Consider the following 12,342-nt stretch of genomic DNA (forward strand, 5'->3'; position numbering starts at 1 on the left):
GTCGGAACACTTACCAGTCGGCGGGGGTCAGCTGCGGTCTGCGGCAGTCACCGTCTCCCCCGCGTCATGCGGGGTCACGAGCAGGCGCGAGATGCGCCGCCGGTCGATCTCGGCGACTTGGATCGTGGCCCCGCCGACTTCCACCTTGTCGCCGATGACCGCCAGACGCCCCAGCTGCTCCACCACGAACCCGGCCACCGTGTCCGAGGCGCCCCGCGGCAGGCTGATGCCGGTGGCCTCTTCGAAGTCCTGCAGGTTCAGGCGCCCGTCGACGAGACCCCCGTGGGCGGCGAGCGCCGCCGGTGCCACCTCGGTGTCGTACTCGTCGAAGATCTCCCCCACGACCTCCTCGACGAGGTCCTCGAGGGTGACGATGCCGTCGGTGCCGCCGTACTCGTCCACCACGACGGCGATCTGGTCGTTCTCGGCGCGCATGCCGGTGAGGGTCGGGAGCACCCGTGCCGTGGCCGGCAGGTAGCGGATGGGGCGGACGATGCCGGCGAGCGGCGCTTCAGGGTCGGCCGCGGCCGCCTCGAGGACGTCACGCACGTGCACGAACCCGGTGATGTCGTCGATCGACTGGTCGACGATCGGGTATCGCGAGAACGGCAGGTCGCGCACCCGGCCCGCCGCCGACGAGACGGTGTTGTCGAGGTCCAGCGTGACCACCTCGGGCCGTGGCCGCATGACCTCGCTCAGGTGCCGGTGCCGGATCGACAGCACGTCGTCGAGGATGCGCCGCTCATCTTCGGGGAGCCCTTCGTGGCTCGAGACGATGTCGCGCAGCTCCTCGTCGCTCAGGCCCTCCGCCGTCTTGTTCGGGTCGCCGCCCAGCAGTCGCACCATGGAGTTCGTCGAGACCGACAGCAGCCAGATCACCGGACGCATGAGCCGCGCGAACCCGTTCACGAGCGGGGCGACGCCATAGGCGAACTGCGCGTTGCGCTGAATGGCCAGCCGCTTGGGCACGAGCTCGCCCAGCACCAGCGAAAGGTAGGCGATCACCAGGGTGAGCAGAATGGTCGCGACGAGCGTCGCCGTCGACTGCGACCATCCCCACGAGACGAACAGCGGGGCCAGGGATGGCGCGATCGACGAAGCACCGAAGGCCGCCGAGGCGAACCCGGCGACCGTCACCCCGATCTGCACGGCGGAGAGGAAGGTGTTCGGGTTGCGTGCCAGCTCGGCGACCTTCTGGCCACGGGGGCCGCGCAGGGCGATGGCGTTCACCTGACTTTCCCGCAGCGTCACCAGCGCCATCTCGGTGGCGGCGAACACCCCGCCGATCAGCACGAAGACGATGACGAGCGCGATGTTGAGCAGCAGGTCCCCGCTCATCGTCGGGCTCCCCGCCGCCGCGGCATCCGATCAGATGCGTTCATGCCTCCAGCGTATGAAACCGCTCAGCGCACTGCACCGCGCGTGAGCCACCGCTGCAGGGCGGCATAGGCCTCAGCCCGAGGGTCGGCGCTGGAGAGGAAGAGGTCGTGGATGCCGCCGTTGATCCGCTCCACACTGACGCGCTTCCCGATGCGGGTGGCCGCCTTGGCGATGTCGTCGACGACCAGCACCGAGTCGGTGGAGGTCATGTCCTGCGACCACACCATGGGATTGGACGACCGCTCCGCCAGCATCACCAGAGCGGGACACCCGACATCCAGCCCCGCTGACACCCGGCGATGCCCTTCGAGGATCGCCGCGAGCCATCCAGGGTGCGTCGCGAAGCCCCGGTCCGGTCGCCACTGGGCGCGCGGCGGGTCGGCCGGCAGCGACCCCAGCTCGGTCTGCGCACGCGTGTAGAACCCGAGGTCGACCGCCGGGTGGGTGCCGAGCGGATCCACCCGCGCCCGCACTTGGACCAGGGGCGCGATCGCCTGGCGTCCGATCGCGCCCAGCTGCAGCTCCAGCCACGGGCTGTTGAGCACGAGTGCCGATGCGCGACCCGGGTGCCGGGCGGCCCAGAGCGTCAATGTCAACCCGCCGGTGGAGTGCCCCAACAGCACCAGCCGACGACCCGACGCGGCATTCGGCGCGTGCCCCATCACCGCGAGCGCCGCGCCGATGTCGGCGCCGTATTCATCGAGGCTGTTGATGTAGCCGGGTGTCTGCCCCTCGCGCAGGCTGCGTCCGTACTTGCGCAGGTCCAGCGCGTGGAACCGGGCGCCGAGGTGATTCCAGAACCGGGCGAGCTCGGTCTGGAAGAAGTAGTCCGACCAGCCGTGCACATAGAGCACGTCGACGTCGCGCAAGGGCTGGGTCATGCGCGCCGTGAGCGACGGGAGGCTCCGGACGAGCGTTGCCACCACCGGACCTTCGTCGTCGTTGCCGAGGGGCAGGGTGAGGCTCTCGAACGGCGCCCCCAGGATGTCGGTGGTCCACTGCTCGGCCATGGGGGTCAGCCTACGATGCTCACGCGCGCGCCGCCGGGCTCGGAGGCACCCGCTCGCCTGTCGCATGTCGTCGCTTCCGGGCACGGGAAACCGCGATCCGCGACAGGTGAAGCGCCCCGAGGGACTCCGCGACTGCCGCACCGCCCGGCTGAGCGCGCGCTACTCGCCGCGTGAGACCGTGATCATCTCCTCGCGGGAGACGACCTTGATGCGGGCGCGCTCGCGCGCGGCGCCGAGCGCGACCTCGTACTCGTCGAGACGGTGCCAGCCCTCGAGGTCGGTCCACCGCACGCCGCGGGATGCCAGCAGCTCGGGGATCGCCTCTTCCGAGGGGTCCTCGGGCGTCCACCACGAGCCCTGGTCGTTGATGATGTGCCCGACCGTCTCCATGGCATCCGACTTGGTGTGGCCGATGAGGCCGACCGGTCCGCGCTTGATCCAGCCCGTCGCGTAGACGCCGGGGACCCGCTCGTTGGAGTCCTTGTGGATCACCTGGCCCTCCTGGTTCGGGATGACGCCGTGCCGCTTGTCGAACGGCACTCCGGGAAGGGGGGATCCGAAGTATCCGACGGCACGGTAGAGCGCCTGAACGGCCACCTCCCGCAGTTCGCCGGTGCCCTCGACGCCGCCCTGGCCGTCGGGACGGGTGCGCTCGTACACGAAGGCGGTCACGCGGCCCTCGGCATCCGTCTTCACCTCGACGGGCTTTGCCCAGAAGTGCAGGTGCAGCCGGCGCGACGCCTCGCCGCCGGCGTTGTTGACCGAGGGTCGCTGGCGCCACGACTGCAGCACCCGGTCGATCACCATGACCTGCTTGTTGCTGGCGACGGCCGCACGGGATGCCTCGTCGTAGTCGAAGTCCTCGTCGTAGACGACCATGTCGACGTCGCGCAGCTCACCGAGCTCACGCAACTCGAGCGGGGTGAACTTCACCTGCGCCGGTCCGCGACGACCGAACACGTGCACGTCGGTGACGGGCGAGGCCTTGAGGCCCTCGTACACGTTGTCGGGGATCTCGGTGGGAAGCAGATCTTCGGGGTGCTTGACCAGCATGCGCGTGACGTCGAGGGCCACGTTGCCGTTGCCGATGACGGCGATCGACTCTGCCTCCAGCGGCCAGGTGCGGGGCACGTCGGGGTGGCCGTCGAACCAGCTGACGAAGTCAGCGGCGCCGTATGACCCTTCGGCGTCGATGCCGGGGATGTCCAGAGAGGTGTCGCGGATGGCGCCGGTGGCGAAGATCACCGCGTTGTAGTGCCGCTTGAGGTCCTCGAGGGTGATGTCCTCGCCGTACCGCACGTTGCCGAACAGGCGGATGTCACCACGGTCGAGCACCTCGCGCAGCGCGTTGATGATGCCCTTGATGCGCGGGTGATCAGGGGCGACGCCGTAGCGGACCAGACCATATGGCGCGGGAAGCTGCTCGAACAGGTCGATCGACACGTCGAAGCGACGCTCGGCTTTGAGGAGGAGGTCGGCGGCGTAGATGCCTGCCGGCCCGGCGCCGACGATCGCGAGTCGCAGCTTGGTCATGGGTGGTGGTCCTTTCGTGGTCGGCGTCGCGGGGGCTCTTGAGAGCCGGGTCCGGCGCCGGTCAGCTGGATCGGTCGGCGACGGCGCGCGCGAACCGGGTGAGCGCTTCGCGCACGGCGCCGTCGGGAAGGGGCTCGAGGGCGGCGATCGCGGCGTCCGACCATTCCCCGGCGAGGGCCTGGGTCGCGGCCGTCGCCTCGTGATCGCGCAGCCGCGCGAGGGGCTCGTCGAGGATGGCCGGATCGGCGCCGTCGGCGATGAGCGCGACCCCTTCGTCGATCTCGGCGCGAAGGGCGACGGATGCCGCATCCGTCCGCTGCCCCAGCAGCAGGTACGGCATGGTCGGCACACCGGCGCGCAGGTCGGTGCCGGGAACCTTGCCGGTCTCGTCGGGGTCGGCGGACAGGTCGATGACGTCGTCCAGCAGCTGGAACGCAACGCCGGCCTTCTCGCCGAAGGCGACCATCGGCTGCTCGAATTCACGCGGCGCATTGCCGAAGATGACTCCCGCCTGAGCGGATGCCGCAATCAGCGAGCCGGTCTTGTCGGCGAGCACCTGCAGGTAGAAGGCGACGGGATCGTCGGATGCCTGCGGGCCGACGGTCTCGTGCATCTGGCCGAGCACGAGGCGCTCGAAGGTGTCGGCCTGCAGATGGATCGCCTGCTCGCCGAGCCGCGCCATGATCTGGCTGGCCCGGGAGAACAGCAGGTCACCGGTGAGAATGGCGACGTTGTTGCCCCACACCGCGTGGGCGCTCGGCACGCCGCGGCGCACGTCCGCGCCGTCCATGACGTCGTCGTGGTAGAGCGAGCCCAGGTGCGTGAGCTCGAGGGCGGTGGCCGCCGCGATGACCTCGTCGGTGGCTCCGTCGCCCAGCTGCGCGGTCAGCATCGCCAGCATCGGGCGCACGCGCTTGCCGCCTGCCTCGTAGAGGTAGCGGCCCGTGGCATCCGCCAGGGCGTCGGTGGTCTTCAGCTCGGCGGCCATGTTCGCCTCGACACTGTCGAGACCGGCTTCGATCCGCGCGATCAGCTTGCGCGCGCGGGGACCGGCGAACACGCGCTCGGTCAGGCCGAGGCGGCTCGCCAGGCGGGTACCCGGCGTGGAAGGGCTCGCAGTCACGCTATCCAGCCTACCGGGGTCGCGTCGGCCCGAGCTGACTGCTCAGCGACCAGTCAGCGGCTTGCGAGCGCGGTGCAAGGCGACGATGCCGAAGGTGAGGTCGCGGTAGGCGACGTCCGCCCACCCCGCCTCGCGCATCCAGGCACTGAGCGTGGGCTGGTCGGGCCAGTCGCGGATCGACTCGTTGAGGTAGTCGTAGGCCGCGGCGTTCGAGCTGACGGCACGGGCGACCACCGGCAGCACCCGGTCGTTGTAGAAGCGGTACAGGCCGGCGAACGCGGGCGAGCGGGGGTGCGAGAACTCGCAGATCACCAGGCGCCCGCCGGGAGCGGTGACCCGCAGCATCTCGGCGAGGGCCTTCTTGGGGTCGTTGACGTTGCGCAGGCCGAACGAGATGGTCACCGCGTCGAAGGAGTCGTCTTCGAAGGGCAGAGCCGTGGCATCCGCTTCGACGAACGACAGGTTGGGCACGGAACCGTGCCGGCGCCGCCCCTCGGCGATCATGCCGGGCGAGAAGTCGGCGGCGACTACTTCGGCGCCGCTCGCGGCGAGCGCGACCGAGCTCGCCCCGGTGCCGGCGGCGAGGTCGAGGATGCGCTGTCCTGGACGCGGCGCGACCGCGCGGGTGGTGGCCACGCGCCACAGCCGGTCGTTGCCGAGGCTCAGCACGGTATTCGTGCGGTCATAGGCGGGAGCGACCTCGTCGAACATGCCGCTCACACGGGCAGGGTCCTTGCCGAGATCGGCGCGCAGAGGTTCGGAGGTCACCCCTCGATCCTACGGCGCGGCGCCGTCGGCCTCGCTGAACTCCGCCAGGCGGGCGAACCAGCGCTCGGCGGTTGCGTCGTCGAAGGGCGCCTCACCGGCACGCACCCGCGCCTCGAGGTCGACGGCGACCTGCTCCAGCCGGTCGACGAGATCGAGCGGGTAGCCATAGAACACCCGGTGCTCCTCCCACTCGTCGCGGTCCTCGATGTAGACCTCGGTGCCGACGCGCTTCACGACATCCAGGTCCATGTCGATGCCGACAGGCTCGCCGTCCTGCCAGCCGACGTCCCACGCGATGTCGATGTAGATGCGGGTGCGGTGCGGCGGCGAGTTGCGGGTGAGGACCCAGGTGCCGTCCGGCGGGATCAGCGTGACATCGGGGTACTCGGTGACGATGTCGCGCCCCGGGCGCACGCTGCGGTCGCCGACGCGCTGCCCCACCCAGTCCCCCCACTGGTCGCTCCCGAGGTACACGCACTCGTGCACCCAGTGGGTGCCGCCGTCCCACTTTCGCCAGCGGAACAGCAGCGGCGTACCGGGGGCGGGGCGGTCGGATGCCGCGGAGGTCGCGTCCATCTGGCGAGTCTAGGCTTGAGGGGTGACTTTGACTCCTCCGCGCCTCGTCGTGCGGACGCGGGAGATCGACCACGTCGAGGACCTGCTGCCGTTCACGTCCCCGTCGCACCCGAAGGCGTGGATCCGCCGCGGCGACGGCATGGTCGGATACGGCACGGCATACGCGTTCAGCGGTAACGGCGCCGAGACCTACGGCTCGCTCGCCGATGGCTGGAAGCAGCTGTCCGCGGCGGCGGACATCGACGACCCGCTGGGCCTGCCAGGCACCGGCCTCGTCGCCTTCGGCGCACTGGCGTTCGACGCCCGCTCGCACCGCGACAGCGTGCTGAGCGTTCCCCGCGTGATCGTCGGCCGTCGCGGCGGCCGGTCGTGGGTCACCACGATCACGCACGCCGACGCAGGGGCGGGCGACGAGGCGCGCGACCTGCTCGGGGACGGCGACGGTCCGCTCGAGCCCATCGAGACGCCGTACGGACCGCACTGGTCGGGCACCCTCGGCCCCGGCGAGCAGTCCCCGGCCGGATACATGGCCGCCGTGCAGGCGGGCCTCGACGCCATCGCCGCGGGCGAGGTCGGCAAGGTGGTGCTGGCCCGCGACCTGCGCGGCAGCGTACCCGTGGGCTCGGATCTGCGGCGACTCGCGCGCGCCCTGGCATCCGACTATCCCGACACCTGGGTGTTCGCCGTCGACGGCCTCATCGGCGCGAGCCCCGAGACCCTCGTCACCGTGCACGGCGGCACCGTCACGGCACGCGTGCTCGCCGGCACCACACCGCGCGGGGCGGATGCCGACGCCGACACCGCCGCGGCGTCGGCCCTGGCCTCGAGCCCCAAGGACACCGACGAGCACGAGTTCGCCGTGCAGAGCGTGCTCGCGTCGCTCCGCCCCCACACCCGCGCGCTCGCGGCGAGCGATGCGCCGTTCACGCTGAAGCTCCCCAACGTCTGGCACCTCGCCACCGACGTCGAGGGGGAACTGCACGGCGCGGCATCCGCTCTCGACCTCGTGAGCGCGCTGCACCCCACCGCCGCCGTCGCCGGCACGCCGACGGCTGCCGCCGTGGAGCTCATCCACCGCATCGAGCCGTTCGACCGCGGTCGCTACGCAGGCCCGGTCGGGTGGATCGACGCCCACGGCGACGGCGAGTGGGCCATCGCGCTGCGGTGCGCCCAGTTCGACGCCGCCGCGGCGCCGGGCGCGCCGATCGCCGCGACCGCGTACGCGGGCGCCGGCATCGTCGCGGGCAGCGACCCCGAGACCGAGCTCATCGAGACGCGCGTGAAGTTCCGGCCGATCGTCGACGCGCTGGCCTGACTCTCCGGCGCGTCTGCGGCCGACGCCCGCCGGCGCCCACCCTCCCCGTGCTCCCCCGTCACGGATGACGGTTTCCCGCCCACACAAGCAACAGAGCGCGACAGGCGAACCCGTGCGACGGGACGTTCCGGCCCCGAAGCACCCGCCGGCTAGGTCGCCGCGAGGCGCTTCTTCTCCGCCTCGACGTCGAAGGTGGCCGTCGGCCACTGCGGGTCGAGGCGCTCCAAGGTCGCCAGCAGCAGGTGCTGCACCGCGAGGCGTGCGTACCACTTGCGACCGGCGGGGACGACGTACCAGGGGGCGACGTCGGTGGAGGTCCGGTCGAACACGGTCTGGTAGGCATCCATGTACTGCGGCCAGAGGAGCCGTTCGTCGATGTCGCCGGGGTTGTACTTCCAGTACTTCTCGGGCCGCTCCAGGCGCTGCATCAGCCGCTCCTTCTGCTCGGCCGGCGAGATGTGCAGCATCACCTTCACGATGGAGGTGCCCTCGTCCGTGATGCGCCTCTCGAAGTCGTTGATGGCTCCGTAGCGGCGCTCGATCTCCTCCGGCGGTGCGAGCTCACGCACCCGTCCGATCAGCACGTCCTCGTAATGCGAGCGGTCGAAGACGCCGATGTAACCGGGGTGGGGGACGTTCTTCTCGATGCGCCAGAGGAAGTCGTGCGCGAGTTCCTCCTTGGTGGGCTTCTTGAACGCCTTCAGATGGATGCCCTGAGGGTCGGTCGCACCGATCACGTGGCGCACGATGCCGCCCTTTCCGGCGGTGTCCATCGCCTGCAGCACCAGCAGCACCGAGGGCTTGGAGTGGTCCTCCCGGCTCTGGGCGTAGAGCCGCTCCTGCAGTTCGTCGAACTCGTGCGCCCCGACGACGAGATCCTCGGCGGCCTTGGCCTTGTCCTTCCCGTACCCCGGCGTCGCACGGGTGTCGACGTCGGCGAGGCGGAATCCCTCCCGCACCCGCAGCGCCTCGACCAGGTCGACGTTGACATTGGACTGACGTATCGCGGTCATGCAGTCATCATGGCGGATGCCGAGCTCCGCGGCACCTGCTTCTTGCTCAGCGCGGCAGCGGAACCTCGATGAGCTGGCGGCCGCCGACGGGCGAGGTGAGCGCCTGATCGAGCGCGGCGCGCGTGGTCACCCGCTGGTACTCCCAGCCGTACGCGGTGGCCAGCGGCTCGAGCCGTGCGGTCTGCGGCGTGTACAGCACGCGGTCCATCGCCGAGGACCCCGCCACAGCCGCGACCTCGAGACCGTCGAAGATCGTGCCGCCGCCGTCGTTGCCGACGATCACCTGAATACGCGGCTCGTGCTCGTGCGGGGGCAGCAGCAGCGCGCCCACATCGTGGAGGAAGGCGAGGTCACCCAGCAGCAATCTCGTGACGCCGGGAGCGCCGCCGGCCTGCGAGGCCAGCGCGATGCCCGTCGCGGTGGCGACCGTGCCGTCGATGCCGGCGAGTCCCCGGTTGGCGTGGACGGTCACCTTCTTGCCCGGCAGCACGGCATCGGCCACGCGCACCAGGCGAGACGACCCGAACATCAGCCGATCGTGCGGCCATGTCGCCCGCCACACGGCGTCGACGAGGGCCTCACGGTCCAGCGGCGCGCGAATGGCCTGCAGCTCGGCGGCGATCGCGCCGAGGCGCTGCGCCGGTTCCGCCGACGCCAGCCCGTCCGCGTCGGGCGCGGCGGGAGCGAGATCGACCGCTGCCGCTCGAGAGGCCAGCATCCACTCCCCGAGCCATTCGCGGTCCGCGTCGCCGGGAGCGACGTCGACGCCGCCGACCGCCGTCGTCGCGCCGTTGAGGTTCAGTGGCTCCCCCGGTCCGCGGACCGCGATGACCTCGACGTCGGGCCGCGACAGGAGGGCGACGACCTCGCGGCTGAGCGTGGGGTGGCCGAAGACCACGGCGCGCTGCACGCGTCCACCGAGCGCCGGCTCGCGCAGCAGCGCGCGGTACCCGTGGACGAGGTTGCGACCGAACCGGGCGCCGCTGACGATCTCGGCGATGAGCGGCCACGACCCGCGGTGGGCGAGGTCCTCTGCTGCCGCACCGGCATCCGCTCCGGCCACAACGACCGTGCGCAGTCCCTGGTGAAGTGTCACCGGCTCTTCGTCTCCGCCAGCGGGGAGGTCGGACAGACCGATGCCGCCACCACCCTGGTAGAGCGCGCCCGACACCTCGCCGTCATCCTCGGCGTGACGCTCGTCGGCTGCGTCGCCCCCATCCGCAGCAGCGCCGTCGCCCGCGCCCCCGGCCGGTGCGGCATCGCCCAGCAGCCAGGTGGGCAGCACGCCCCCCAGCGGCTCGCGGCAGGGCACGTTCAGGTGCACCGGACCGCTCGGAAGGCTCCCCCACCCGAGGCTCGCGGCGTACGCATCGTCGGCGACGTCCCGCAGCATGGCGGTCTGGTCCGCGTCGCCGTCGCGGTCGATCTCATCGGGCACGGGCAGGTCGTACTCGCGCCGCGCGCTCACGGCGAACATGCCGGGCTGACGGGTGGTCTGGTTGGCGCCGACCCCACGCAGCTCGGGCGGCCGGTCCGCGGTCAGCAGCAGCAGGGGCACGCCCGCATGGTGGGACTCCAGCGCCGCCGGCAGCAGATTGGCGGCGGCGGTTCCCGACGTGCAGATGACGGCGGCGGGCACCCCCGACTCACGGGCCAGGCCCAGCGCCGTGAACCCGGCGACCCGCTCGTCTATGCGCACGTGCAGGCGAACGAGGCCGCGCGTCTCGAGCTCAGCGGCCACCAGGGCAAGGGCCTGCGACCGGGATCCCGGGCTCAGCACGAAATCGCGCACGCCGCGCTCGACGAGCCGGCCCAGCAGCGCCGAGGCGGCATCCGTCGCCGGAGCCTGCTCCGCCGTGGTCATGCGTCGGACGGGCGCGGGGGCTGGGGAGGCTGCGGCGGGTTGTTCCAGCGCGGGTCGTCGTCATCGGCGTCGAGGGCCTTGAGCTCCTCTTCGATGCGGCGGATGCGCTCGTCCGTGTCGCGGATGTCGCCGATGCGCCCGAGGAACTCGGGGTCGTCGTCCGGCGCCTTCGGGCGCGGGATGTCGGCGCGCTTGGTGCGGCCGACGGCGAACCAGAGGATGCCGCCGAGAACCGGCAGCGCGATCGTGATCAGCAGCCACATGGGCTTGCTCACGCCGCGGTGGCGGCGCGGGTCTTGCACGGCACAGTCGACGATGCTGTAGACCCAGAAGACGGCCAACAGCAGCGCAACGATGAGCAGGATACGCGCCACACTCTCATCCTAGGCGTGCTCACCTGGGCAAGCGCCGACCGTGACCGAACCGAAGCGGACACTCAGCGGACCGTAGGATGGAATCGTGAAAGCACGCTCCGCGATCGTCTACTCGGTGCTGCGTCTGCTGGCGTTCCTGGTTCCGCTGGGCGTGATGATGCTCTTCCCGATCATGCGGGAGTACTACTGGCTGTCGGCGATCTTCGCGGCCCTCATCGGGCTCAGCCTGTCGCTGCTGTTCCTGCGGGCCCCGCTGGACGAGGTCACATCCGACCTGGCCGCGCGGCGGCAGCGGCGCACGACCGAGCAGCAGGATGCCGACGCGGAGGATGCCGCAGCCGGCTCCCTCGGCGACGACGCACCGCTGCGCTGACTCCGGCCGCGCTGACTGGGGCCGCGCTGACTAGGCGGCGAACGCCCAGAGCAGCAGCGCCCCGTAGACCAGCGACGTCAGGGACGTCACCCCCAGCGCCACCACGAGCTCGCGCGGCGCGCGGTACGTCCAGACGATGAGGATCGCCGCGGCCGCCGGAATCAGCGCCAGCAGCGTCAGCCACGCGATGGGGAAGAACAGCGCGAGGTACGCGGAGATGCCGAACGGCACCAGCAGGAACAGCGTGAACAGCGCCTGAGTGGCGCGCTTGCCGATCCGCACCGTCAGGGTGCGCTTGCCGGCCGCGCGATCCTGGTCGATGTCGCGCAGGTTGTTCGCCAGCAGCACCGCGCAGGCTAGCAGTCCCGCTGCCACTGCGCCGAACCACGCCTCCTGCGGCACCACGCCTACCTGCGCGTAGGCCGTGCCGGCCGTGGCCACCAGGCCGAAGAAGACGAAGACGAAGAGCTCCCCCAGTCCCGCGTATCCGTAGGGCCTCTTCCCGCCGGTGTAGAACCAGGCAGCGACGATGCAGGCGGCGCCGGCTGCCAGCATCCACCACTCCTGGGTGCGGATGACGATGGCCAGGCCGGCGAGCGCGGCGAGGGCGAAGAACGCCAGCGCGACGGTCAGCACCGTGCGCGGCCGGGCCTTGCGCGAGGCGGTGAGGCGGGCGGGGCCCACCCGGTGGTCGTCGGTGCCGCGGATGCCGTCGCTGTAGTCATTGGCGTAGTTGACGCCGATCTGCAGCGACACCGCCACGACGAGGCAGGTCAGCGCGATCACCCAGTGCAGCTCGCGGTCGACCACGAGGGCGGCGCCGGTGCCGATCAGCACCGGGGAGACGGCCAGCGGCAGGGTGCGCAGTCGCGCGGCGCCGATCCAGTCGCCGACCGTGGCGCGGGAGGGCACGACCGGCGAGCCCGAGGCCTTGGGCTTCTGCGGGTTGCCGCGAGCCTTTCGGCCTGCTGCCGACGATGAACGCTTCTTACGCGAGGGTGCTGCCACGAGCA

At 71.2% G+C, this 12,342-nt stretch carries 12 protein-coding genes; 2 read left to right on the forward strand and 10 right to left on the reverse strand.

Annotated features, from left to right (window positions below; genetic code table 11):
- Positions 1-27: 27 nt before the first annotated feature.
- The 6 genes from QNO21_RS12100 to QNO21_RS12125 all read right to left on the reverse strand — a co-directional run bounded on the left by QNO21_RS12100 (position 28) and on the right by QNO21_RS12125 (position 6,390).
- Positions 28-1,338 (reverse strand): hemolysin family protein, encoded by a 1,311-nt coding sequence (locus tag QNO21_RS12100; protein WP_257518125.1) that lies wholly within the window; start codon positions 1,336-1,338, stop codon positions 28-30.
- Positions 1,339-1,403: 65 nt separating this feature from the next.
- Positions 1,404-2,390 carry an alpha/beta hydrolase gene (locus QNO21_RS12105; protein ID WP_257518126.1) on the reverse strand — a complete coding sequence of 329 codons (987 nt, stop codon included), beginning with the start codon at positions 2,388-2,390 and terminating at the stop codon, positions 1,404-1,406.
- A gap of 159 nt (positions 2,391-2,549) precedes the next feature.
- Positions 2,550-3,923, reverse strand: coding sequence for an FAD-dependent oxidoreductase (locus QNO21_RS12110; protein ID WP_257515525.1), 1,374 nt, complete (start codon positions 3,921-3,923; stop codon positions 2,550-2,552).
- Between the two features lie 61 nt (positions 3,924-3,984).
- Entirely contained in the window at positions 3,985-5,046 is a 1,062-nt protein-coding gene (locus QNO21_RS12115; RefSeq protein WP_257515524.1) for a polyprenyl synthetase family protein, read from the reverse strand.
- A 42-nt stretch (positions 5,047-5,088) separates the two neighbouring features.
- Complete coding sequence (locus tag QNO21_RS12120; RefSeq protein ID WP_257518127.1) at positions 5,089-5,814, reverse strand: demethylmenaquinone methyltransferase; 726 nt, start codon at positions 5,812-5,814, stop codon at positions 5,089-5,091.
- A gap of 9 nt (positions 5,815-5,823) precedes the next feature.
- Positions 5,824-6,390: a DUF402 domain-containing protein gene (locus QNO21_RS12125; RefSeq protein WP_257518128.1), complete on the reverse strand. Its 567-nt coding sequence runs from the start codon at positions 6,388-6,390 to the stop codon at positions 5,824-5,826.
- Positions 6,391-6,418: 28 nt separating this feature from the next.
- Between QNO21_RS12125 and QNO21_RS12130 the strand changes: the two genes are divergently transcribed.
- Positions 6,419-7,705 (forward strand): isochorismate synthase, encoded by a 1,287-nt coding sequence (locus QNO21_RS12130; RefSeq protein ID WP_306813265.1) that lies wholly within the window; start codon positions 6,419-6,421, stop codon positions 7,703-7,705.
- 149 nt (positions 7,706-7,854) lie between these two features.
- Here the strand turns inward: QNO21_RS12130 and QNO21_RS12135 are convergent, their stop codons facing one another.
- From QNO21_RS12135 to QNO21_RS12145, 3 genes are read right to left on the reverse strand one after another with little or no spacing between them, the layout of a single operon-like run.
- Positions 7,855-8,718, reverse strand: a complete 864-nt coding sequence (locus QNO21_RS12135) for a PPK2 family polyphosphate kinase (protein ID WP_257518130.1) — start codon at positions 8,716-8,718, stop codon at positions 7,855-7,857.
- 46 nt (positions 8,719-8,764) lie between these two features.
- Complete coding sequence (gene menD, locus QNO21_RS12140) at positions 8,765-10,582, reverse strand: 2-succinyl-5-enolpyruvyl-6-hydroxy-3-cyclohexene-1-carboxylic-acid synthase (protein ID WP_257518131.1); 1,818 nt, start codon at positions 10,580-10,582, stop codon at positions 8,765-8,767.
- Complete coding sequence (locus QNO21_RS12145; RefSeq protein ID WP_257515213.1) at positions 10,579-10,956, reverse strand: PLD nuclease N-terminal domain-containing protein; 378 nt, start codon at positions 10,954-10,956, stop codon at positions 10,579-10,581. Before QNO21_RS12145 ends, menD begins: the two co-directional genes overlap by 4 nt.
- Positions 10,957-11,041: 85 nt before the next feature.
- On the opposite strand from QNO21_RS12145, the gene QNO21_RS12150 reads away from it, so the two are divergent.
- Positions 11,042-11,329 (forward strand): DUF4229 domain-containing protein, encoded by a 288-nt coding sequence (locus QNO21_RS12150; protein WP_257515212.1) that lies wholly within the window; start codon positions 11,042-11,044, stop codon positions 11,327-11,329.
- A gap of 30 nt (positions 11,330-11,359) precedes the next feature.
- On the opposite strand, the gene QNO21_RS12155 is transcribed toward QNO21_RS12150, so the two are convergent.
- Complete coding sequence (locus QNO21_RS12155) at positions 11,360-12,337, reverse strand: 1,4-dihydroxy-2-naphthoate polyprenyltransferase (RefSeq protein WP_257518132.1); 978 nt, start codon at positions 12,335-12,337, stop codon at positions 11,360-11,362.
- Between the last annotated feature and the right edge of the window lie 5 nt (positions 12,338-12,342).

Origin of the sequence: Microbacterium sp. zg-Y818, from assembly GCF_030246905.1 — a bacterium.
GTDB lineage: Bacteria > Actinomycetota > Actinomycetes > Actinomycetales > Microbacteriaceae > Microbacterium.

Bases quoted from the DNA above. Each gene is read 5' to 3' on its own strand.
- menD (WP_257518131.1), bottom strand. From the start codon at position 10,582: ATGACCACGGCGGAGCAGGCTCCGGCGACGGATGCCGCCTCGGCGCTG.
- QNO21_RS12100 (WP_257518125.1), bottom strand. From the start codon at position 1,338: ATGAGCGGGGACCTGCTGCTCAACATCGCGCTCGTCATCGTCTTCGTG.
- QNO21_RS12125 (WP_257518128.1), bottom strand. From the start codon at position 6,390: ATGGACGCGACCTCCGCGGCATCCGACCGCCCCGCCCCCGGTACGCCG.
- QNO21_RS12135 (WP_257518130.1), bottom strand. From the start codon at position 8,718: ATGACCGCGATACGTCAGTCCAATGTCAACGTCGACCTGGTCGAGGCG.
- QNO21_RS12110 (WP_257515525.1), bottom strand. From the start codon at position 3,923: ATGACCAAGCTGCGACTCGCGATCGTCGGCGCCGGGCCGGCAGGCATC.
- QNO21_RS12105 (WP_257518126.1), bottom strand. From the start codon at position 2,390: ATGGCCGAGCAGTGGACCACCGACATCCTGGGGGCGCCGTTCGAGAGC.